This window comes from Magnetospirillum sulfuroxidans (genome assembly GCF_018224925.1).
Classification (GTDB): domain Bacteria; phylum Pseudomonadota; class Alphaproteobacteria; order Rhodospirillales; family Magnetospirillaceae; genus Magnetospirillum; species Magnetospirillum sulfuroxidans.
Genome location: NZ_JAGTUF010000003.1, coordinates 61,380 through 84,216 on the forward strand (window position 1 = coordinate 61,380; position 22,837 = coordinate 84,216).

General features: G+C 64.0%; 15 protein-coding genes. All 15 read right to left on the reverse strand.

The window, feature by feature from the left end; translation table 11 throughout:
• Positions 1 to 35 precede the first annotated feature (35 nt).
• Positions 36 to 1,004, reverse strand: coding sequence for a S1 family peptidase (locus KEC16_RS05355; RefSeq protein ID WP_211546649.1), 969 nt, complete (start codon positions 1,002 to 1,004; stop codon positions 36 to 38).
• A gap of 76 nt (positions 1,005 to 1,080) precedes the next feature.
• Complete coding sequence (locus tag KEC16_RS05360) at positions 1,081 to 1,587, reverse strand: hypothetical protein (protein WP_211546650.1); 507 nt, start codon at positions 1,585 to 1,587, stop codon at positions 1,081 to 1,083.
• A gap of 13 nt (positions 1,588 to 1,600) precedes the next feature.
• Positions 1,601 to 2,329 carry a hypothetical protein gene (locus KEC16_RS05365; RefSeq protein ID WP_211546651.1) on the reverse strand — a complete coding sequence of 243 codons (729 nt, stop codon included), beginning with the start codon at positions 2,327 to 2,329 and terminating at the stop codon, positions 1,601 to 1,603.
• 20 nt (positions 2,330 to 2,349) lie between these two features.
• On the reverse strand, positions 2,350 to 3,939 hold the full coding sequence (locus tag KEC16_RS05370; protein ID WP_211546652.1) for a formylglycine-generating enzyme family protein: 1,590 nt from the start codon (positions 3,937 to 3,939) through the stop codon (positions 2,350 to 2,352).
• The gene (locus tag KEC16_RS05375; RefSeq protein ID WP_211546653.1) at positions 3,896 to 5,092 is read right to left on the reverse strand and encodes an ABC transporter permease; all 1,197 of its coding nucleotides are present in this window, start codon (positions 5,090 to 5,092) and stop codon (positions 3,896 to 3,898) included. Before KEC16_RS05375 ends, KEC16_RS05370 begins: the two co-directional genes overlap by 44 nt.
• A gap of 20 nt (positions 5,093 to 5,112) precedes the next feature.
• A complete protein-coding gene (locus KEC16_RS05380) occupies positions 5,113 to 5,808 on the reverse strand; it encodes an ABC transporter ATP-binding protein (RefSeq protein WP_283091880.1) in 696 nt (231 codons plus the stop codon).
• 2 nt (positions 5,809 to 5,810) lie between these two features.
• The gene (locus KEC16_RS05385) at positions 5,811 to 7,814 is read right to left on the reverse strand and encodes a vWA domain-containing protein (RefSeq protein ID WP_211546654.1); all 2,004 of its coding nucleotides are present in this window, start codon (positions 7,812 to 7,814) and stop codon (positions 5,811 to 5,813) included.
• 1 nt (position 7,815) lies between these two features.
• Positions 7,816 to 8,901 carry a flagellar basal body-associated FliL family protein gene (locus tag KEC16_RS05390; protein ID WP_211546655.1) on the reverse strand — a complete coding sequence of 362 codons (1,086 nt, stop codon included), beginning with the start codon at positions 8,899 to 8,901 and terminating at the stop codon, positions 7,816 to 7,818.
• Between the two features lies 1 nt (position 8,902).
• Positions 8,903 to 11,590: a virulence factor SrfC family protein gene (locus tag KEC16_RS05395; RefSeq protein ID WP_211546656.1), complete on the reverse strand. Its 2,688-nt coding sequence runs from the start codon at positions 11,588 to 11,590 to the stop codon at positions 8,903 to 8,905.
• An 11-nt stretch (positions 11,591 to 11,601) separates the two neighbouring features.
• Entirely contained in the window at positions 11,602 to 14,574 is a 2,973-nt protein-coding gene (locus KEC16_RS05400) for a virulence factor SrfB (RefSeq protein WP_211546657.1), read from the reverse strand.
• Between the two features lie 32 nt (positions 14,575 to 14,606).
• A complete protein-coding gene (locus KEC16_RS05405) occupies positions 14,607 to 15,968 on the reverse strand; it encodes an SrfA family protein (RefSeq protein WP_211546658.1) in 1,362 nt (453 codons plus the stop codon).
• A gap of 102 nt (positions 15,969 to 16,070) precedes the next feature.
• Positions 16,071 to 17,423 (reverse strand): VWA domain-containing protein, encoded by a 1,353-nt coding sequence (locus KEC16_RS19970; protein ID WP_211546659.1) that lies wholly within the window; start codon positions 17,421 to 17,423, stop codon positions 16,071 to 16,073.
• Positions 17,424 to 17,836: 413 nt separating this feature from the next.
• Complete coding sequence (locus tag KEC16_RS05415; protein WP_211546660.1) at positions 17,837 to 19,519, reverse strand: methyl-accepting chemotaxis protein; 1,683 nt, start codon at positions 19,517 to 19,519, stop codon at positions 17,837 to 17,839.
• A 125-nt stretch (positions 19,520 to 19,644) separates the two neighbouring features.
• Positions 19,645 to 21,159: a polyphosphate:AMP phosphotransferase gene (pap, locus tag KEC16_RS05420; protein WP_211546661.1), complete on the reverse strand. Its 1,515-nt coding sequence runs from the start codon at positions 21,157 to 21,159 to the stop codon at positions 19,645 to 19,647.
• Between the two features lie 142 nt (positions 21,160 to 21,301).
• Positions 21,302 to 22,816: a UbiD family decarboxylase gene (locus KEC16_RS05425; RefSeq protein ID WP_211546662.1), complete on the reverse strand. Its 1,515-nt coding sequence runs from the start codon at positions 22,814 to 22,816 to the stop codon at positions 21,302 to 21,304.
• Positions 22,817 to 22,837 lie beyond the last annotated feature (21 nt).

Consider the following 22,837-nt stretch of genomic DNA (forward strand, 5'->3'; position numbering starts at 1 on the left):
AAATCCCGATGAGCCTGGCTTATCGGGATTTGTTGTTATTTGGCGCTACAGCCGCTTGACGCGATTTCGGCGGTGATGCCGTTGGCGCGCAAATAAGCGTTGATGTCGGTGGCGGCCAGGGCAAAGCCGGCATTGGCGCCTTGCTTTTCGGCAACATTGATGAAGGTGTTGATCCCCATCGCCCGTCCGCACATATCCACCAGCGGGCCGCCGCTATTGCCGCCCGAGATGGGGGCGGAATGGGCGATGACCGGCAGGCCGCGACCGCGGTTTTGCACGGCCATGATGGCTCCCTGGCTCATGGCCAGTTCGGGCATGGCTTTCATGTCGCCGCGAATAAGGGCGCGAAAGCTCATATCGGTGTCCAGCAGCAGGCCGGGGAAGCCGGCGGCGACCACGTTGGCCAGTTCGTTTGCTTCCAAGGTCAGCGGCAAGGTGGTGGTGGCCCGTGCTCCGCTCACGCGCAAGATGGCGTAGTCACGTTCATTTTGCGCCGCACTGTTGGTGTGGGCCAAAACCTGCGCCGGGCTGGGCGCGTCAAGACCGCGGCCGATGACCATGACCTCGCCGGGTTTGGCGTCGGCGATCACATGATTGTTGGTGATCACGATATCGGGGGTGACGAAGAATCCCGATCCGGTATCGTTGCCGGCGATGACCAGGACAACCGCCTTATGCAGGCGATCGACCAGATCCTTGCGCGACAGGATTTTGGCGTCTTCCAGCGCTTCGGTCGCCGCGGTTTCCTGCTTGTTGATGGTCTTGTCGAGGACGCTGCCCTTTTCCCCCTCGGGCCGGGCCGGCGCGGCGCTTTTCAGCAGGGCGGCGGCGGCGGCGGGGTCGGCGCAGACATCACCGTCCAGGGCGGCTTTCAAGGCATCGGCCCGTTGACGCAGCACTTGCACCTGCGCTTCCTTGTCCGCGACCGGATCGGCCGATTGGGCAAAGGCGGCGCTTGAGGCCAGCAAGGCTGCCGTCATCAGGAGTGGTGGCCAAAACCCCATGCTCTTTGCTCCGTTCATCGTGGCGGCGGGGCCGCCCACATTGATTCCCCGTCCCGGCAAGGGATGGGGATTGGGGTTAGCGGCGGATCAGCATATCCACTTCGCGGTCCAGCGCTTCGCGTTCGCGCCGCAAGGTTTCCAGGCGCTTTTGCTTTTCCGCGTCGGGGGTGAAGCTGTCTTGCTGAACCATGTTGGTTTTCGCCTGCAACGCGTCGATTTGCTTGTTGAGGGCGGCAACCTCCGTCTTCTTTTTCGTGTTGGCTTTTTCGGCGGCGGCAAGACGGCTGCGCATGCCGTCAAGTTCCTTGCGGAAGCCGGCATAGCGAGCCTCGGCGGCATCGCGTTCGGCCTTGACGTCGGCGCTTTGGGCATTGGCGCGTTCCAGCGACCGGGTCTGCTGGGTGTTGGTGTCCTGTTCGTTTTCCAGCGTTTTCTGACGGTCGTTGACACGCTGTTCGTAGCCGCCGCTGGACAGGTTCTTGACGCCAGAGAAGAACCCGCCCTTGGCCGGATCGTCGGTGGTGGCGCAGGCGGTCAGGCTGGCGGTGAAAGCCAGCGCGGCCACAAGACGAAGGATGTTCATGGACTTTCCTTTCTCAGCCGACGCGGGATACGGTGCGGCGTTGGGCCAACGAATCGCGTTCCGACTCAAGCTGGGCGATCTGCTTTTCCAAGGTGGCGATTTCCTTGTTCATGCTGGCCACCTTGTTCTTGGCGACGCCATTCTCGGTCTGGCTGGCGGCCTCGGCGTAATTGGCCTGGCGCTTGCGCAACTCGGCGATGGTGTTGTCCAGATAGGCCCGGTTGTCATCCACCGCCGCCATCTTTGCCTTGGCCTGAGCCATGGTGATCTTGCCCGAGGCCAGTTCCTTGTCGATTTGCTCGATGCGGGCCTTATCGTCGGCGATGACCTGCTGGGTGGCCGAGAGCAGACCGGCAAGGCGTTCGTTCTCGCCGTGCACGTCCTTGATCATGGAATCCAGCTGTTCTTCCTTGGTGGCGTATTTTTCCTGTTTGTCGGCCACATAGGCGCCGACGCCGCCGCCGATGGCCGCCCCGGCGACGCAGCCGATGGCGCCGCCCAGCAGCATGCCCTGGCCGCGATTCTTCTTGCCGGTGGAGCCCAGCAGGATGCCGGCCAGCAAGCCGGCGGCGCAGCCGGTGGCGGCGCCTTCGAAGACGGTCTGGTTATAGGTGTCGGCCTGTTCGCGCATGCGTTGTTCGGCCGGGGTCAGCGGCCGATTGTTGGCGCCGGTGGTCTGGCAGGCGGACAGCATCAAGGTGGCGGACAGCGTCAAGGCCACGGGCTTGATCAATTTCCTCATTTTCTTTTCCCCTCTGGCGTTCATTGTATCTTGTTCCAGTCGGCCAGCCACTGGTTCCGGGCCACCCTCTTATCCTTTTGGTATCCGGTAACATGGGCGAAATTACGGTCAACGTAGGGTTTTAATTCCCCCAATCCCATGCCCTGAAGTTCGACCAGCAGAATTTCCTTTTGCCGCTTCAACACCTCGGTGCCGTAATCCTCGGCGGTACGGATCAGCGAATCGGCATAATAGCGCAAGTTTCCATCCATCACCGCTTGTTCGCGATCAAGCTGTTCCTTGAACGACTTGGTGCGCGGATCGTCGGCGCTGCCGCTGTCGACGCGGGATTTATAAAGCTTGGCCAAGGTATCGACGGCGCGGCTGTCATCGGCCAGCTTGCGGCCCAAAAAGGCCCCCAGGCGCAGGCTGGCCTTGGCGGCGCGGTCGCGTTGTTCGTCGCGGGCGGCGATGTCGGCGCGCAAGGTGGTTTGCAGATTGAGCAAGCGGGTCTTGGTTGACGGGTCGGCGGCGCTTTTGGCCAGCAGGGCCAGTTCTTCCAACGGGTCGTCGGCGGCCTTGGCGGCGGGCTTGTTGTCGGCGGCCGACACCGCGCCCAGTTTGCTCCACGCGGCCTGGGCGCTGCGCAGCCGCTCGGCCGAGGTCAGGACCGGGGCCGCGACCACCACGCGCAAACCGGTGGTCTTGGCCCGACGCGGGGCGTCGCCGTCATAGAAGGGCACTTCCTGACGATAGGCGGCGCGGATGTCTTGTTCGCCGGTCAGGTAATTGCCGCCGCGGACGACGAAAGCGCCGACCTGACCATGCAGGCGATCCAGCCGGCTGAGACGGAACGGTTCCAGCACGATCTCATCGACATTGCCCAAGATGTCGTGCAGGCCCAGCGGATTGGGCTGTAACAGCCCGGTCAGTTGCGGCTTGCCGTTGGCCGATTGGGTGCCGGCGTACCAGACATAGCGGGCCATGCCTTCGGGCATGGGGAACAGGCGCTCGTTGAATTCGGCCGGTGACATCTTGATGCCGCCACGGGCGGCGAATTCCCATTCCACTTCGGTGGGCAGGCGGACATAGCCGATCTCGCCCTCTTCCTTGGGCAATTTGGCGGCGGCGTTCTTGCGCAGCCACTGGCTATAGCGGTCCGAGAAGTTCACCGCGTCGATCCAGCTGAGCGCGGCCTTGGGCAAACGCTTGGCCATGCCCGGCTTGGCCGGGCAGGCGCCATCGGCCATCACCGCTTCGTACTGCGCCTCGCTGACCTCGTATTTGGCCATCAGCAGATAGCGCTGGGTCTTGCCGTCGCTGAAACTGCCGGCCACATAGGCGGTGCGCGCCCCTTCGGCGAAGCCGTGGGCTTCATCTTGGGTGCCGATGGTCACCGGATAGTCCGAATAGAGGGAATCGCCGGGCACCGACAGCTTGCGAAAGGTCATGGCGCCGCCGCACGGCAGTGGCAACACCACGTCGCCATCGGCGGGCTTGGGGTTGAACAGCTTGTCGTCCCACGTCTCGGCCGCGACGGCGGCAGACGTCAGGGTCAGCAGCGCCACCATGGCGAGGCCGAAGCGGTCAAATGTCGCGCAGGCTTTCCGCCGGATCGATGCGTGCGGCACGATATCCCCCTAAGGTCGAAGCGATTAAGGCCAGGGTCAACGTCGCCCCGCTGGCTATCGCCAGATCGGCGGCGCGCAGCAGGCAGACGAATTCCTCGCGGTTGAGATTGGCGGCCAAGGACACATTGACCACATAAGCGACGCCAAAGGCCAGCCCCGCCGACAGCGTCGCCCCGCTCAAGGCGATCAAGCCGGCCTGGATGGCGGGAAAGGCCAACGAGGCCAGCGGCGGAAAGCCGACCAGCCGCATCAGCGCCAATTCGCGCCGCTTGCGATCGACATTGGCCCACAGACTGGCGGCCAAGGACAGCAGATAGCCGCCCACCGCCAGACCGGCGACCATGGCAAAGATGAAGCCCAAGGTCCGGTCCACCGCCTTGACCAGTTCGATGTCGTCGGCGCGGGTGCGCACTTCCATGCCTTGGGCGCGCAGGCGGTCGGCCAGGATGGCGACGCCGTCGAGCGAGCGGGCGAACAGTCGGGCGCTGGAAAATGGCCGTTCGGCCATGGCCATCGGCGTGTCGCGGCCATCACGGTAATCTTCGGTGGCGACCAGCAAGTCCAGCGAAACGAAGGCGGCATCGCGTCCGAACGCCGCTTCGGGCAGGATGCCGACGACCTTCAGCGGCAGACGGCGGACTTGGCGTTCGCCGCCCAAGGTGCGTGACACCAAGGCGGTCACGCTGGCGTCGGCGCGGATTCCCAATTGCTGCGCCGCGCTGTGACTGAGCAATATGCGGTCCTGGCCGCCGGGCGGCGCCAAGGTCCGCAACAACGGGTCGCCCAGGGCGGACGGCACCATCTCGGCCCCGGCCAGGGAGCGGCCGTTGTCGCCGATCAAATCCAGGCTGGCGGCGAGCGAGCGGGTGCGCGGCATCAGAAAACCGGTCTCCGGCAGGCTGTGCAGGGCGGCGAACCACGACGGCTCTAACCGATAGCTGCCGACGATCATCACTTCCAGATTGCGCGGGTCGGCCAACAAGCGGTCGCGCATGGTGGTGACGATGCCCGATTTCAGCCCGAACAGCACCAAAAGCGGCGCCAGAACGGCGGCCAGGGCCAGGACCAGACAGGCGGAAACCCGCCATTCGTGCACGAAATCGGCGACGGCCAAACGCACGGTGCTGGTTGCGGCGGGGGGAAGCAGGCGCATGACGTTCCTTCTTCCTTCCTTCAATTGGCAAAACGGGTGAGCGTGCCGGTCGGCCGCGCCTCGACCCGGCGCAGACCGAAACGGGTCAGCAAATCCCAATCGTGGCTGACCACCACCACCCCCAAGCCCAGTTCGGCCGCCAGGGCCAGCAGCAATTGCATCACGCGCACCGAATGATCGGGGTCAAGCGCGGCGGTGGGCTCGTCGGCCAACACCAGTGGCGGGCGATGGGCGAGGGCGCGGGCGATGGCGACGCGTTGGCGTTCACCGATGGACAGCGCCGCCGGCTTCTTGTCCAGCAGCCCGCCAATGGCCAAGGTGTCGATCAAGCGCGTTTCGCCGGCGCGGTCTGCCGGCAGCCCCAGCAGCGAGCGAGACAGACGGATGTTGTCGCGGACATTCAAGAAAGGCAGCAAGCCGCCGGTTTGCAGAACATAGCCGATGGTGCGGGCGCGTAATTTGGCCAGTTCATTGTCTTGGCCGCCAGACCACAGGGCGGTCACATCGTGACCGGCCAAGCAAAAGCGGCCCTGGGGCAAAGGTCTGAGCACCAGCCCAACCACATCCAGCAGCGTGCTTTTGCCGCAGCCGGAGGGACCGGTGACCGCCACCGCTTCACCCCGCCGGACCGACAGCGAATCGATGGCCAGGGTAAAGCCGTCGGCCCCCCCCCGTCGGCACATCAGATCGTTGATGTCGAGCAGCGGCTCAGCCATGGTCAGGGCAGCGCGTCGAGTGGCAGCGGATAGACCGCTTCGCCCGGATCGGCCCCGCCGTCCAGCGCCACCCAACGATCAACATCGTCGTGATAGATCTGATAAAGGCGCAGCTTGCGATTGACTTCGTCCAAGAAGCTTTGCTGCTGGCTGATGCTCCAGCTTGACCAGGTCTGCTGGTCGATATCCAAGATCTTGCTGCGATAGGGCAAATCATCCAAATATTCGCCCATCAGCCCCAGATCGGCCAGTTTGACGGCATTGGCGTTGTTGATGGCGTTGGGGTCGCGTCCCATCACCGCCGCCGCCGAGCGCATCTTGGCGAAGAAGTCGGTGGGGGATAATTGCGCCGCCTGACCGGCCTTGGCGATGCTTTGCAACACCTGCTGCATGTCCGACAACTGGCTTTTGGTCAGCAGAACCCGCACCTCGGTGGTGGCGATATCGGGTTTGACCAAATCACGGTCGGTGATCCAGGCGCTGAACAGCGGCGGCGCCTTGGTGCCTTCGGCCCGGCCCAGATAGGCCAATTGCATGGCGTGGCCCAACATGGTGGCGTCCATGCGGATGCGGCTGCCATCGTCCTTGGCGGCTGATTTGCTGTAACCGGCATCGGCGGTGCGGGCGGCGCCGGCGGTTTCCTCGCCGCGATAGGCGCCGTTGACCTGTCCGACGATGGCGTCGGCCAGGGTATCGACCATCTGGCCGAACTGATCGACCGCGCCGGCATCCACCGGATAATACAACGGCGCCGACAGCAGCGGGTGGTTGGACAGCACCTTGTACTGGGATTCGGCTTCGGCGTGGTTTTGCTTCCCCGACGGGGTCTTGAGGTGAAGGGTGTAGACCGCCAGACCGCGATGCAGCGCTTCCAGCCGCACCTGTTCGGCATCCAGCTTGGTCGATGACAGCGGATCGCCGCCGCGCAACGCCCCGGCATCGGTGATCAGCACGACGTAGCGTCCGCCGAAATCGGTCCATGGCACCTGATTGACGGCGGTCATCACCCCGGCATAGGCATCTTCGCTGAAGCGGGCGCTGGAAACCGTCGCCCCCTTCAGGCTGGCCACCCGCTTTTGAAAATCCTCGCCGTTCTTGACCTGGGACGGATCGGCGTAAAGGCGCGCGGTATATTCCAGCCCCGGACTCGCCTCGACATTCGAACGGAACGCCACCAATCCAAACTTCACCCGGTCGGACAGGCCGGCCTTGTCGATCTTTTCAGTGATGCGGCGCACGGCGTTGCGGGTGCGGTCGATATAGGGGTCCATGGACATGGTCGAATCGATGACGAACACCACCGCCGCGCGGAAATTGGTCAGCAGGCTGGCCCGATTTTTGTCGGGGCTTGCGGCGGGCTTTTTGTCCTCTTGGGCGCTGACCGAGGCGATATGCAGCAATCGCACCCGGTGGCCTTGGCCGGAAAAGGTTTCCTCGGCATCCAAGATCGGCAGCAGATAGAATTGCTTGGCGATGTCCACGTAATTGGCCGGTTCCTCGGACACCACCCGGGGATCGCCCTTGCCCGCTTCCACCGCCTTGCGCAGCGGCTGGACCTGGGATGCGGGCTTGTCGGCCTCGACGATGGCCGCCAGGTCCTTGCGATCATTGAACATCAACGCCCGCTCGCGTCCGGCCGGATTGGTGAAGGCCAGGGTCAGTTGCTGCTTCCACGGCAAGGTCAGGTCCTCGCGCAGCCAGCCATCGGTCTTGCCCTTGGCGGTCAATCCGACCTCAAGCCACGCGACGCCGCCGATGTTTTGGCGGGAATAGACGTAAAAGCGGGTCAACGCCGGTTGCTGTGCCCCCGGACCGTCGCCGGCCTGGCGTTTGAGCACGGCGCCGGGACGACTGAGAACCCGTTGATACAAGGTTTTCTTGCCTTCCATCAGCATGGGCGCACGGTCGGCGGCGACGGCCGCTGGCGCGGCGACGCAGAACAAGGCGCCAAGAACGGTGGCGCAGATGACGCCGATGGCCGCGGGGGCGGAGATGGTGCGGGTCACGTCAGTTCCCCCCCTTGGGCTTGCCCAACAATTCCTTGGCCTTGGCATCGCCGGCATCGGCGGCCTTTTGCAGCCATTCGCGGCCCTTGTCGTGCTGGAAGCCGCTGGGGGTCAGTTCCGTCATGATCTTGCCCAACTGGCGCTGGGCTTCGACATTGCCGCTTTGGGCTGGCGGTTCGTACCAATAGGCGGCGGTCTCGGCATCGGCCTGGGGCATGGGACTGGTCTGTGGGCTCCAGCTTTCCGGGTCGTACATATGGGCCACCGCCATGGCGGCATCCATGTTGCCGCCGCGCGCCGCGTGCTGGTGCAGCAGCATGGCGAAATCCAGCTTGCCCCGCTCGGTCAGTTTCAGTGCGGTCTGGTAGGCTTTGTCGGGCTCGGGGGTGGCTTGAATGTACTTTGCCAGATCCTCGCGGGTGTTGATTTCCGACGGCGCCACCGCGCCATCCGGCTGTTTGGTCTCGATCGGGGTGGTTTCCTGGGCGACCGGCTGGTCGTCGGCGCTGAACAACAAGAAATAGGCGGCGATGCCGCCGGCGAGGACCAAGATGACCATAAGGACGCCGACCAGCGGCAGGACCATGGAATTCGGGGCGGGTTCCGCCGACGGAACCGGACGTTCCGCCGTCAGAATCGGCATTTCGGGCACGGGGACCGGTTCGGGCTCGGGCTCGGGCTCGGGCTCTGGGGTGGGTTCGGGCTCTGGCGGCGGCGGGGCGATGACGGTGGCCGCCGCCCCGTGCAGATGCGAGCCGTAAAGCTTATCGGTCTTGATCCGTCCTTCCTCGGTGCGGCCATCAATGCGTACCGCCATGCCGACGATGTCCGACGGTCCCAGCAAAGCCAGCGGATCGACCAGTTCGGGGCCGACGCGGCCCAGCAGGGCGCTGCCCTCGGCGAACAAATCGGGCAGCGGCAGCCATTGTTCCTCGCCATGCCAGGCGCGATCGGCGCCCAGGCTGGTCTTGCTGTTGATGCGAGTCAGCCGCATCTGGCCCGCACCGGGACTGATCGCCCCCAGGCCGACAATCTTCACGCTGGCCTGGCCGGGGGTGTCACCGATGATCTCGACCTTGATGGGCATCTTATGCTCCCGCTTTGGCAAGTTGAGGGCTGGCGCCGGCAATGGTATTCAGAATCTGACCCAGCCGCAGGTTTTGTTCCGGGGATATCTCGCTGCCGGCGGCATGGCCGGCATTGGCGACGGCGGTGGTGCGGAACGCCTCGAACCAATCCATGATGTAGAGACCGGAAAAAGGCAGTGGATTGGGACCGATGGCGGGCAGGCTGCCAAGCGGGATCGGTTTGGGCGGCTGGAACAAGGTTTGCCCCTGCATCACCGAGGCCGGGCGTTGCGTCGGCTCGATCTCGGAAAATCCCAGATAGTCGATGTAATCGTTGACGATGGTGGTCGCCACCAGCACCTGCTGGTCGGCCAGCTTGCTGCGGGTGGCGGCGGCGCGGTTGCTGGCCTTGTGCAGGGATTCGACCAGTTTGCTTTCCAGGCGAAAGCGCATGGCGCCGGTGATCACTTCGTCGATCAAGGCTTGCAAGGCGTCGCCGCTGAGGCCAAGAAAGGCCTTGATCTCGGGGCTTTCCGGCAATTGGCGCAACTGTCGCAACCAGTCGCTCATCACCGCCTTGGCGAACAGGGCGGCGCGGCCGGTGGACGGGACCGCCTGTTCCACCGCCGGGCTGGCCGCGGTGGCGGCGAAGATATCGAGTGAGATCAGTCCGCCGCCGCCAAAGGCCGAATTGGGAGCCGCGCCATCGGGCGTTTCGACCGCCTCGTCCTCGGCTTTCAGATAAAGCGCGCGCAGATGCTCGGCCGAGGGCTGGAGGGCGCGCAGCACCTCGCCGAACACGGTCGGACGCTGGCGCAATTCGCCCAGCACCATCTCGGCCAGCCGCTTCTTGCGCTCGACTTCGTCGGCGCCATCGGCGCGGTAATAGGCGCCCAACTGGATTTCCACCAATTCGCGCTGGACGTGGTCCACCTGTTCGCCGATGCGGTCCAGCTTGTTGCCCACATGGGCGACCTTGCGCAGATGCTCGACCAGCCGGCTCATGCCGCCGTCGTCGCAGCCGATCATGGTATCCCAGGTCGGGCCGGGGTCAGCCACATGGCGCTGAACCATCTGGTTGGCGACGAAGGTGGCGCGCATGCGGTCGATATCGTCTTGGACATCGGCCTTGATCGACAATTCCTTTTCATCGTCCAACTCGAAGATGCCCTTGGACATGCCGGGCTTGCGCACCATGAACAAATTGTCGAAGGCCTTGCCGCCGGCCCATTCCTGCACCCAAGCCGCCTTGCCGAAGCGTTCCAGCAAGGCCAGGGTCAGCATGCCGTTCCACTTCATGTCCAAATTGCTGTCGCTTTGGTTCATGCTGTCGCCCAGGCGCTTGTCGAACATGGTCAAGGCCCACAGCAGACCGGGCGCCCGGCGGGCGCGCTCGGCCGGGGTGGCGCCTTGGGTGGCGGCGACCCAACTGTCCAGCACCGGCCCCAGGGCGGTGATTTCAATCTGCTTGTCGGACGGATTGCACAAGATCAGGACATTCATTTCCTGGTCGTCGGTGTAGCGTTCGAACAGATAAGCGACCTTGCCGCGCAGCAGCAGCGTGCCGACCGGGTCCGAGCCTTCGTCCGCCGCCGCCGCCTGGGCGACGCTGGTCAGCCCCATGCGGCCGCGATAGCCGGGGAAGTCCAGCAGGTCCAATTCCTCCAGCAAATCGACGCGCGGCGCATCGGCCAGACCGAAGACCATTTCCTTGGTCAGCGCCGCCAGCAGCGAGCGTTGCAGTTTGACCTCGGCCACCGGCTGGCCATCGACCACCGGCAGCACGCCGACCAGATCGGCGGTGTCGGTGCCAAAGCGCACCCGTACCGCATCGACGTTCATGATCGAATTGGTCTGGACATAGACATCGCCGCTTCGTTCCACCAGGGCGGCGGTGGGGGCGTGCACGTCGGTGGCGAAGGACAGAGTTTCCAGGACCTGGCGCAGCCGGGCATAGGCTTGGGTGAATTCCGGCAATTCGCCCCACACCAGGGCGAACAGGCGGACGCGGTCGGCGGGCAGCAGATAGGGGGCCAAGCCGATGGCGGAGGGCCAGAATAATCCGGCCAGCGGCTCATTGGATTTCTTGAAACGGCGGTCGAAGTAATCGGACAGGTCGACGACGTCGTCTTCATCCATGCCGCCGGTGCGCTTGGCCTGGCGGCGGCTTTCCAGATCCTTCAACCGGCTGAGGATGGTTTCCGCCGGGATGTCGAAATTGGCGCGCTCGCGGTCGAAATCCAGCAAGAAGCTGTTGCCGAGGATCTTGATCATGTCCGCTTCGTTCAACAACGACAGCAACACCGGATAGCCGCGGGTGGTGGCCAGCGGCTTGCGGGTGAAGCGGGTGACCAGACCGGTGGCTTCCTTGCCGCCGCCGGGCGGATTGATGTGGTCGATGAAGTCCAGCCGCTCGCCATCGACCATGGTTTCCAATCGGCCATTGGCGCTGCGCGCCAGTGACGAAATCAGATAGGATTTGCCGGCTTGGGACAGGCCGAAGAAACCGGCCGACATCGGCCGCCCCGCGGCCTGGCCCAGACGGCGGGCCAGATTGCGGCTGCGGCGCAGCCGTTCGATCAGGCCGTCGGCGTCGCGGTCAAGGCGCTGGGCGCCGGGGCGCACGTCGGCGACCCAATCGATGGCCTGTCCGGCGCCCTGGTACAGCCCTTGGCAGCGCTTGGAAAGAATATCGGGAGTCCTGCTCACGTCTTATCTCCTCAGCGAACGATGCTGCCGGTGTCGAGCCAGTAGCTGTTTTCGCCGATGCCGGCGTTGTTTAAGGTGTTGAGGCGGATGCGCAGCACCGAATTGCTGAGCGTGCTGCGGCCCTTTTCGGCGACGCGGGCGATTTCCAGCACCTCGGCCCGGCGCTGCGAGCCGCGCCGCAACGTCACCTCCAGCACGCTGGCGTTGTTGCCGTACAGCTTTTCCGCCGCCTTGTTGTTGTCGGGGGCGAATTCCACCTGATACAGCGGACTGGCCACCCAGCGTTCGGCGGCAAGCTGGCGAAAGCCCAACATCATCTGTCCGCGCATCTCGAAGGGGGCGTCGGGCAATTGATATTCGCCATCGTCCAAATCGACGTCGCGGTAATAGATATCGGCGTCCTTGATGGTGTTGTTATGGTCCATCAGACCGATGTGACGCACCGTCGAATAAATGCGGAATTGGTTGGCGCGGAAGAAGAAATTGGGAATGCGGCCTTGGCCGAGGACGCAGATCATGGCGCCGACCGCCGCCGTCGTCTTGGGGTCGTCGATGCGGCCTTGACGGTGGAACGGATACCAATTGCCGGTGCGGTAATCGTGCATGGGGACGATGCGGTCGGGCGGCAAGGCGCACAAGGCGCGGAACAGCGCCAAGATGCCCGGCAGCCGTGACGGCCGGCCGCTGAGCAACAACACGTCGCAATCATACAGATGCACCAATTCGCACAGCGATTTGATGGTGTTGCAAATCTCCATGCGATCGGTGATGAACAAGGTGTGCAGCCGGTTGAGGTCGATGGTGACCGGCACCGCCATCAGGTCGAAAGCCGGGGCGCCGGCCCCCAGCACCGCACGGACGCCTGACGCGAAATAATCAAGCACGGCGGTGGAGGGCTTTTCCCGGTCGGCCAGGATTTCGCCGATGGTCAGCGTGTGCGATTCGCCGCCGGTCTGATAATTGTAAACCTCGTAATCCTTAAGGATGCGCAAGGCCAGCGGATACATGATCTGTAGCCCCAGTTGCTGGCGCATCACCATGTGCTGGACGATGCCGGCCTCGGCCCCGATCAGCTTGGACAACAGCGGATCGGGATCGCCGATGCCGTGAGTGCGCAAGGCGGCGGCGATGGCCGGGACCACCATCTTTTCCAGCACTTCCAGCACGATGTCGTCGCCGGCGATCTTGAAGCCGTCGCGGAAACGCTGTTGCGGCAGGATCGAGACGTTGCCGCCACGGCCATCGTCAAGCGCATAATCGTTGATGACCAGATCGGTGGTGCCGCCGCCGATATCGACCGAGGCGATGGTCAGCACGCTGCGCTCGGGGCCGGGACGGCGGCGGCGCATGACCTGGATGAATTCTTCCGGGCGGCCGCCGAAATGGTTGGCGGTTTCCGAGAACAGATAGACCGCCTGGGCGCAGGTGGCTTCGTCCCATTGGGTGTTGAAGCTGGGCAGCGGCGGCCACGCCTGTTCCTTGCCCTCGTTCTCGATGTCGGTTTCGGTCGGGTGCCAGCCCATGGCCTTCCACACCAAACCGATGGCTTGGCGCATGCGCTCGCGGAAGATGTCGCGCTCGGGCTTGGGCATGGAGGGCGGCACGGTCAGGGTGACGCTGCGCAATTGGCGGGCGACGTTGGCCTGATTTTGCTTCATGCGCTGGCCCGGACTGTTCATCTGGCCCAGAGCCTGGGTCAGCACCTCGGCCAGCATGAAGGTCATCAGCGACGACCGCGAATAGCGCGGGATCAGCACCTGAAATTGCTCATCCTCGGGCAGGGTGAACAAGGCGTCGCCCAATTCGTTGATCAAATCGGCGAAGGGGGCGGCGGTGGCCAAAGGCTCGGCTTCCGCCTTGTTGAAGGCCTGATTGAAGCGCCAGCCGTTTTCATAGCGTTCGTCGTCCCACAGATAGCGCTTGGGACTGGACAGACCGGTGGCGCCCTCGGTGCCGCGCCGACGCGAGGCCAGCCGTGTCGCCTCGGGGCCGACGCGGGCGATGGTCGGCCAGACGAAAGCGTCGTTGCGGCCGGAATGGCAGGAATGGTCAACCTTGCCGAACACCGCCTCGGCGAATTCGATGCGGCTTTCGAACGGCTCGGAATAAACCCTGTGCGGACGCGACAGATCGCGCAATTCCAGCTCGTAGCGGGTGCGCAGGCCGTTATTTTCCTGCGGGTGATCCTCGATCAGGATGCCGCAGGTGCGCGAATTGCCGACGTCCAGGACCATATCCACCGGAATGGCCTTGAGGATGTGGTCGCGCTGATTGCTGAGAATGCGGATCTTGGGCAGACGCAGGCGATTGCCCAACAGCCACAAGACGTTGAGATAATGGGCGTGCTGGTCCAGCTGGTTCAGTCGCTCGCCAATATCCTCGGGCGAGTATTTCAGGCGCGGGGTGGCGTTGTCGTTGTACAGCTCGGTGATCCAGTCGGCGAACCAACTTTGTTCGCAAAACCAGCTCATATCGTTGCTGCGCCAAGCCAGGGCGAAGCCGGCGCCGCTGCTGACATCGGTTTCGGTCGGGGCCAGATAGGCGTCGCCCGAGGCGTCGTCGGCGAACACCTTGGTGTCGAAGGCCAGGACCAGCCGGTGGGTGTGACCGTCCAGATCCTCGCCCGGACGCATGCTGACCAAGCGCGCCCGCGCCCAGTTCAGCGGCCCTTCGGCGAAGCGGCCGGAATGGATGCGCAGGAACGGGATCGGCAGCCAGACATCTTCCAGCAGACGCACCGATTCGTCGATGGGCACGTCGCGCAGCTTCTGGTCCGGCACCGCATTGCGGCTGCCGGGATAGAAATAACGGCCGCTGGGTTCATCATATTCGGTGCGCTGCAACGAGGTGTTGCTGTCGCTGCGCAGGAACATGCCGGGCATCTCTTTCTTGATGTCCAGGGTCAGACCGAAATCCATGAACTGGACGCCAGTCCGCATGATCAGGGTCGCTTCCTCCTCGAAGCGGATCAATTCAGGAAGCATGGTCAGGTTCAGCCCTTCTGCATTCGAGTTGTCTATTTGACAATTTCCACGAAATAGCCGCCGCCATCGGCGTTCACGCCCTTACATTCAGCCTTGCCGTCCTTGCCCTGGCGGCATTGCACCTGCGAGCGGTCGAAGACTTGACCGTCGCCGCACTTGGCCGCGGCGGTCTGGTTCAGCAACAAGGCATTGCCCTTGATGCTGGCTTCGACCGGGGCCGGGCATTTGGTGCCGTCACTGCGCAAAATGGTGGCGGTGCCCTTGCCGTCCTTGAAATCGTATTCGACCTCAAGCGGGCGGCCGGTCTGGCTATCCATCAGGCCGGTCCGGGACCGCCAATGGCCATCCAGGAACGTGACCGCCCCCTCTTTCAGCGCCGTGTCGGGCAGGACCAACGGCGGCGGTGGCGGGGTGGCGGGCTTGGTGGGCGCAACCGTGCCATTCTTGTCGGCGCCGGGCTTGGCCGCATCCTTGGTTTCGGGCGGCGGCGTTCCATCCTTGGTCTCGACCTTGGGCGGCACGATGTCGGCGGCGGGGGCGTCGGGCTTGGTTCCCTCCGGCGCGGTGACGCTGTCGGCGCCGATGGTCCCGTCGGGCACGATCACGCGGGTGCCGCCGACCAGGGGGCCGCTTCCACCCTGGGGAACGATCCCGACACCGGGTATTTCGGTCTGGGGGATTGCGGCCTGGGGCAGATCGGTCCGGGGCAGTTCCTCGGTCGGTGCGATCACCCCGAGCAAGGGGATCTCGGGGCCGCAACTGCGCAGGCCGAACAGCAGCAACAGCAACAGCAGCAGCAACAGCAACCACAGCCACCACAGCCGCCGCCACCAGGGCAGCACGACCGCCGGCGCCGCCAAGATCGGCGGCGGCGGCATGGCCGGACTCGGTGGGGTCGGGATCGCCGCGTGCAGGCCAAGATCGCGGATGATATCGGTTTCCGGCGCGGCGTTCAGGCGGCCGAAGCCCCAAAAGGTGATAACCGGGCGGCCATCGACCAGATGGATATGCGATTCATCGGGAATTTGGGTGGCCAACGGCAGCAGACGGGCGAACACTTCCATGTCCTGATTGTTGCTGGCCTGGCCCAGCATCTCGGTGCTGCGGCGCTGAAAATCCTGACGGGCTTGCAACATGGCGGCGCGGGCCGGAGCACGCTCCTCCTCGGAGGCGGCGGCCCACGGCACCACGGTGCTGCCGCTGGAGGCGTACCAACTGATGGTGTCGCCCGCTTCGTTGATTTGCGGCATGGCCAGCATGTCGGCGCATTCCGGCCCCAGCATGCGCTTGACCAGCGCCCGCAATTGCGATGCGGCGGTATAGACCGGGCGGCCGACCGAACCCAAAGCGTTGTATTCGCGCAATCGACCGGTTCGCAACAGCAAGCCAGACATCTTTTTTCCCCTTGTGTCTGGATTCATTCAGAAGCTGCACCTTCCATCTGAATGAACCAGGGCGTAATCCGTTGAATTTTCCGCATTACGGGCGTCCGTCCGTCATTCCCCGCCGCAACCGGGTGGCACCGGGGTTTCACCGCTCGCTTTGCGGATCAATTCGGGCAATTCTGCGGCGGATCGCATGGGCAGCATCCGGCCGCCGGTGGCTTCGGCAATGCACCGGCTTTTGCCTTGGCCACCGACATCGACGACGTTGATGGTCAGCTTGGGCTTGGCCGCCTTCAGCGCCCGCGCCGCCGCGCAGGGGTCGCCGCCGCACGAATCCTCGCCATCGGTGACCACCACCAAAGTGGCGGGGACGCTGACGCCATCCACTGTGTTGCCGGCCCGTTCGATGCCGCGCGCCAACGGCGTGCCTTCCATCGGCCGGATGCTCTCCAGCAGGCTTTTCAGGCGGGGGCGTTCGGCCGGGCTAAAGAATTTGTGGTTGTCGGCGCCTTGGCAATGGCCAAAGACAACCATGCCCACATCCATATCGCCGGGCAGGGTGGCCAGCATGCGGTTGATGGCGGCCTTGGCGGCGCTCAGGCGGTCATTGCCGCCCCCGGATTTCAAGCCCATGCTGCCCGACGCATCCAGCAGCAAGACCAGTTCCGGCGCTTCCCATTTCTTGCGCGGCGGCGGACAGATGGACGATTGCGGCGGATCCGCCATGGCCTGCTGTTTGGGCGGCTTGGGTTGCGGATTAGGCTGGGGCTGCGGTTCCGCCGCCGGCTTTTTGGTGGGGTTGTGCTTTTTCTCGACCGGGGGCTTTTCGACGGGGGTCGGCTCGGGCGCTGGCGCGGGCTGCTCCGGCTCGACCACCGGCGGCAGCGGGGGTTTTTCCGGCTCGATCGGGGTTTCGGAGGGGGGCGCGACCGGCTTTTCGGGCGCACAGGCGGCGAGACGGCGGCGCAATTCCGCTTCGGCATCGGCGATTTGGCCGTTCAGCGCGGCTTCTTCCGCCGTCAATGCCGCCAATCGGTCGTCCTTGGCCATGTCCGGGGGGGTGCCCATCAGCACCAGCCACAGCCACCACAGCACCGCCGCCAGCAAGGCCAGCGCCGCCAGCCCGCCGAGCAACCGCCACGGAAAGCGCGAGGCCGCCGCCGCCACTGGCGCGGCGGCAGCGGCGGCGACGGTGGCCGTCGGGGCCGCTGCTGTCGCGGCGGAGAGAGAGGGGGCGGAGAGAGAGGGGGCAGCGAGAGGGGTGGTGGCAAGGGCCGCGGTCGCGGGCAGCGGGGTCGGCACGCCGTTGCCGGCTCGGCCCCAGCCGATGATCACCGGTTGGCCGTTGACGACATAGATGGCGTCCGCCGGCGGCGACACGGCGGCGGCGGCCAGCAAGGCGGCGGCGGGGTCGGCGGCCTGACGTGCGGCCAAGTCGCGCAGGGCTTGAAGCCGGTCAACCAAAAGACGTTCGGCCTTGGCCTTGTCGGCGTTCCCCAGCGAGGATAAAGGAACGGGCTGCCCCGCAATGTCCGTATACCAATCAATCTTCGATTGGTCGGGGCTGCGAAGTGGTTCGGAAATAATTGAGGCTGATGTTGGAGGAAGATATCGGCGAATAAAAGAATTTATTGCTGAATAGTCTTCCCAGATGGGGCGGCCGGACAGGGTTGGTGGCTGAGTCGCCGCCGCATCAAGTCGCGCAATTCTTACTTTTTGCGCCATTTCAAGCCGCTGCTCCTCAAGCTTTGCTTAAGGTTGAATTTATATCAGATTATAGCAGATAGGGAAATAGGCTAGCCCCCAAGCGCCGGGCTGGGGCCAGAGCTGTCGGCCGAGACGCGCGCCCTGTCCCCAGGGTTGGGGTGTCTGGCCCCTTATGCCGCCTGTCCGGCCTCGCGCACGTCGCCGAGAAAGCTTTCCACATGCAGGCGCAAGGTTTCGGCCTGGGTCGACAATTCGCCGGCGGCTTCCAGCACTTCGCGGGCGGTATGGCCGGCGGTGGTGGCGGCGATGCTGACTTGGGCGATGTTCGACGACACTTCGTGGGTGTCGTTGGCGGCGGCTTCGATGGAACGGGCGATTTCATGGGTGGCGGCGGTCTGCTGTTCCACCGCTGCGGCGACTTCCGATGACGCATGGCCGATATCGCCGATGATGGCGACGATGGAATCGATGGCCTCGGCCGCTTCGCGGGCGCTGATCTGAACCGCGGAAATCTGCTCGGCGATTTCGGTCGTCGCCCGTGTGGTCTGGTTGGCCAGGGATTTCACCTCGTTGGCGACGACGGCGAATCCTTTGCCGGCATCGCCGGCGCGGGCGGCTTCGATCGTCGCGTTCAGTGCCAGCAAATTGGTCTGGCTGGCGATGTCGGTAATCAGTCCGATCACCTCGCCAATGCGTTTGGTGGTGTCGTTCAGGCTGGTGACGATGGCGCTGGAACGCTGGGCCTGGGCGACGGCGCTGTTGGCGATCTGGGTCGAGGTTTCCACTTGTCGGGCGATTTCGGCCTCGGTGGCGGACAATTCCTCGGTGGCGGCGGCGACCGTCTGCACGCTGATGGCGGCGCTTCCGGCGGCCGAGGCGACGTTGGTCGATTGCTGGCTGGTCTGGGCGGCGATGGCCGACATGCTTTGGCTGGTGGCCTGCATTTCGGTGGCGGCGGCGCTGACGGCCTTGATGACCCCGGCGGCGGTCTGGTCGAACAGTTCGGTCAGTTCGCTGATGCGGGCCTGACGGCGCATCTGGTTTTCCTGTTCTTCCAGGCGGCTGGCATTGGCGTTGGCGGCGGCTTCCACGTGGTCGCGGAAAATCATCAGGCCGCGGGCCAGTTCGCCGATTTCGTCCACCCGTTGGGTGTGGGCGATGTCGAAGCCGTGTTCGTCATTGGTCAGGCGTTTGATGGCGATGGTGACGTCGCCCAAGGGGCGGGTGATGGAGCGGCTGATCACGCTGGCGATCAGCCCGATGATGGTGACCACCATCAGGACGCCCAGACCGAACAGGCCGGCGCGGGTGACAAAGGCGGTGTCGACGTCGTCGATATAGATGCCGGTGCCGACGACCCAATCCCAGGGGGCGAAGCCCGCCACATAGGACAGTTTGGGGACGGCCTTGTCTTTGCCCGGCTTGGGCCAGTCATAGGTGACGAATCCGGCGCCGGATTTTTCGACTTCGGCGTTCATGCGGCGAAACAGATAGCCGCCGGCCTTGTCCTGCATGGCATCGACGCTGGTGCCGATCAGCTTGGCATTGGGATGGGCCAGCATGATCGAGCCGGCCTTGCGGTGCACCCACAGATACTCGCTGTCTTCATAGCGCAGGGCGGAAAGCGCGGCCAGGGCGCGGCTTTGCGCCTCGGCTTGCGACAGGCGGCCGGCCTGTTCCTCGGCCTGATAATGGGCCAGCAGCGAACGCCCGATCTCGACAATATGCCGGGTCTTGGTTTCGCGGCCTTCCATCAGGTCGCCGCGGGCTTGTTTGAGGGCCAGTCCGGCAACGATCAAGGTGCCAAGCATGGACACGGCAACGACCAGCCAAAGGCGTCCGCCTATGCGCATTTTATCCTCCCCTGTCCGACGATAATTTTTATGTGACGTCGGTTGAGGGTATGCTTATACGAAAGGATAGGTTTCGTCAACTATACATTTAGTCGGTGGTTGCTGCGGCGGTTACTGTGGCAAGACTATTTTCTCTTTTTAATGCCTGCTTCCAACGCGTCGCAGACTGTGCGTAGTACTTTGACGCGGGCGAAAGTCTTGGTGTTCGCTTCTACCAAGGTCCATGGCGCGATGTGGGTCGATGTCTGCTCGACCATGGCGTTGACGGCGGTTTCATAGGCGCCCCACTTCTCTCGGTTGCGCCAATCCTCGTCGGTCAGTTTCCATTGCTTGTATTCAATTTCGCTGCGCTGTTCGAACCGGGCCAGCTGTTCTTCCGGGGTGATGTGCAGCCAGAATTTACACAAGACATGGCCGGCCTCGACGATCTGTTCTTCGAAATCGTTGATTTCACCATAGGCTCGTTGCCAGGCTTCATCGGAACAAAAGCCTTCGACCCGTTCGACCAGGACGCGGCCGTACCACGAGCGGTCGAAGATGGTGACGCGGCCGGCGCGCGACAGATGGCGCCAGAATCGCCAAAGATAATGCTGGGCGCGTTCTTCCTCGGTGGGGGCGGCGATGGGGATGACCTGATAATCGCGGGCGTTGAGCGCGTTGGTCAGGCGGCGGATGGTGCCGCCCTTGCCGGCGGCGTCCCAGCCTTCGAACACCAAGACGGTGGAGATCCCCTTGTCCTTGGCCTTGCGGTGCAGTGCCGACAGACGGCCGCGTTGTTCTTGCAATTGGCGGTTATATTCGTCGCCATCCAGGGCTTGGGTCATGTCCAGCGATGACAAAATGGACGGCTGCTTGGCCAGGACATCGGGCAGCGCCGGTTTTTGGTTGTTGGGCTTCTTCAGCTCGGCCGCCACCTTGGTCATGGCTTCGCGCCGCTGCAAATGGCTGTTGATGGCCTCTTTAAGGAGATTGAGGACGACGGAAGTGCGATAGCGGGCGTCGGCGCCCTCGACGATGTGCCACAGCGCATGGCCTTTCGACGTCTGCATGATCAACCGTTCGGCGGCGCCGACGAAACGGTCGTACATTTTCCAGTGCTTCCAGTCCAAATCGGTGACTTGCCAAGCGGTCAGCGGATCGTCTTCCAGCTTTTTCAGCCGCTTCTTCTGCGCCTTTTCCGACAGGTGCATCCAGAATTTGACGATCAGAGCGCCGTCATCGGCCAGGGATTTTTCAAAGCGGTTGATCCGGATCAGCCGCTCATCCATGTCGGCGACGCTGATATGGTCGTGCACCCGTTCCATCAAGGGGCCGTGATACCACGATGACAGGAACATGCCGATCTTGCCCTTGGGCGGCAGATCGCGCCAATAACGCCAGAACGGCGGGCGCTCGGCTTCGTCCTCGGAGGGGCCGGCATAGGCGCGGGTCACCGTCCAGCGCGGGTCCAGCCATTCGTTCAGCAGATTGGCGGTTTCGTTCTTACCGGCGCCATCGACGCCGCCAAAGATGATGATGACGGGGAAATCGGCTTCGCGCAGACGGCGCTGTAATTCCAGCAGCTCGGTCCTCAGCGTCGGCGCGATGGCGTCGAATTCCTCACGCGTGACCTTGCGGCCCAGCTCGGCGGCCTCGAACATGACAAAATCCCCCATCCCACCCTTAACCAGTGGTTTCAAAGCTATGCCTGAATCCACAAGGCGGCAAGGGGTTCGCTCTGGCGGCGAAAGACTTGATCAGCGTCGCCAGGGTTTTCTTGCCGCGCTCATCCCGGCCCCGTCTCTATTTCCAGATCGGTTTGCCGGTGCCGGGCAGGCCGTATTCGGCCCAGCGCGCCGACACCTTGCCGATGACGTCTTGATCCATATTGATCTTCTCGCCCCATTCGCGCTTGGTTTCCGGCGGCCATTTGTTGGTGGCGTCCATGCCCAGCTTGCCGCCCAAGCCCGATTCGGGACTGGCGAAATCCAGGTAATCGATGGGGGTGCCCTCGATCACGGTGATGTCGCGGGCCGGGTCCATGCGGGTGGACATCGCCCACATGACGTCTTTCCAGTCCCGCGCGTCGATGTCGTCGTCAACGACGATGACGAATTTGGTGTACATGAACTGGCGCAGGAACGACCACACCCCCATCATCACCCGCTTGGCATGGCCGGGATAGGCCTTCTTCATGCTGACCACGGCGATACGATAGGAACAGCCCTCGGGCGGCAGCCAGAAATCGACGATTTCGGGGAATTGCTGGGTGAGCAGCGGGATGAACACCTCGTTCAACGCCTCGCCCAGCACGCTGGGTTCGTCCGGCGGCCGGCCGGTGAAGGTGGACAGATAGATGGGGTCCTTGCGCATGGTGATGGCCGAGACCCGGAACACCGGGAAATCCTCGACCGAATTGTAATAGCCGGTGTGGTCGCCATAGGGGCCTTCGGGGCCGAATTCGTCGAGCATGACGTGGCCTTCCAGCACGATTTCGGCCGTGGCCGGCACCTTCAGCGGCACCGTCTTGCACTCGACCAGTTCGACCTTCTTGCCGCGCAGCAGGCCGGCGAATTGATATTCGCTCAGCGTGTCGGGCACCGGGGTGACGGCGGCCAGGATGGTGCCGGGATCGGCCCCCAGAACCACGGCGGCGGGCATCGGTTCGCGCTTGCCCTGGCCCCAGCGCTGGAAATGCTGAGCGCCGCCGCGGTGTTTCAGCCAGCGCATCAGCGTGGTGTTCTTGCCGGTCACCTGCATGCGATAGATGCCCAGGTTGAAGGCGTCGCGTTTGTCGCCCTTGGGGTCGGGGCCTTGGGTGACCACCAGCGGCCAAGTGATCAGGGGGGCCGGTTCGCCCGGCCAGCAGCTTTGGATCGGCAGGCGCGACAAATCGACGTCGTCGCCGGTCAGCACCACCTGCTGGCACGGGGCCGAGCCCACGGTTTTCGGCTTCATCGCCATCACCGTCTTGATCAGCGGCAGCATCTCCATGGCCTCGCGCCAGCCGCCCGGCGGCTCCGGCTGTTTGAGGAAGGCCAGGGTCTCGCCCACTTCGCGCAATTGGTGCGGTTCGCGGTCCATGCCCCAGGCGACGCGCTCGACCGTGCCGAACAGATTGACCAGGACGGGCATGGCGTATTTCGAGCCATCGGCCTTGACCACGTTTTCGAACAACACCGCCGGACCGCCCTCGGCCAGCAGGCGGGTCTGGATTTCGGTCATCTCCAGCTCGGGGGAGACCGGGGCTTGCACCCGCACCAGACGCCCTTGGGTTTCAAGATGACGCATGAAATCGCGCAACGACTCGTAAGGCACATGCCCCTCCGTTCAAGACGA

What these genes read in the sequence shown, in the direction of transcription:
- pap (WP_211546661.1), bottom strand. Translation starts at nt 21,159, where the DNA reads ATGTTCGAGGCCGCCGAGCTGGGCCGCAAGGTCACGCGTGAGGAATTC.
- KEC16_RS05380 (WP_283091880.1), bottom strand. Translation starts at nt 5,808, where the DNA reads ATGGCTGAGCCGCTGCTCGACATCAACGATCTGATGTGCCGACGGGGG.
- KEC16_RS05390 (WP_211546655.1), bottom strand. Translation starts at nt 8,901, where the DNA reads ATGCCCATCAAGGTCGAGATCATCGGTGACACCCCCGGCCAGGCCAGC.
- KEC16_RS05400 (WP_211546657.1), bottom strand. Translation starts at nt 14,574, where the DNA reads ATGCTTCCTGAATTGATCCGCTTCGAGGAGGAAGCGACCCTGATCATG.
- KEC16_RS05355 (WP_211546649.1), bottom strand. Translation starts at nt 1,004, where the DNA reads ATGGGGTTTTGGCCACCACTCCTGATGACGGCAGCCTTGCTGGCCTCA.
- KEC16_RS05405 (WP_211546658.1), bottom strand. Translation starts at nt 15,968, where the DNA reads ATGTCTGGCTTGCTGTTGCGAACCGGTCGATTGCGCGAATACAACGCT.
- KEC16_RS05360 (WP_211546650.1), bottom strand. Translation starts at nt 1,587, where the DNA reads ATGAACATCCTTCGTCTTGTGGCCGCGCTGGCTTTCACCGCCAGCCTG.
- KEC16_RS05375 (WP_211546653.1), bottom strand. Translation starts at nt 5,092, where the DNA reads ATGCGCCTGCTTCCCCCCGCCGCAACCAGCACCGTGCGTTTGGCCGTC.
- KEC16_RS05415 (WP_211546660.1), bottom strand. Translation starts at nt 19,519, where the DNA reads ATGCGCATAGGCGGACGCCTTTGGCTGGTCGTTGCCGTGTCCATGCTT.
- KEC16_RS05365 (WP_211546651.1), bottom strand. Translation starts at nt 2,329, where the DNA reads ATGAGGAAATTGATCAAGCCCGTGGCCTTGACGCTGTCCGCCACCTTG.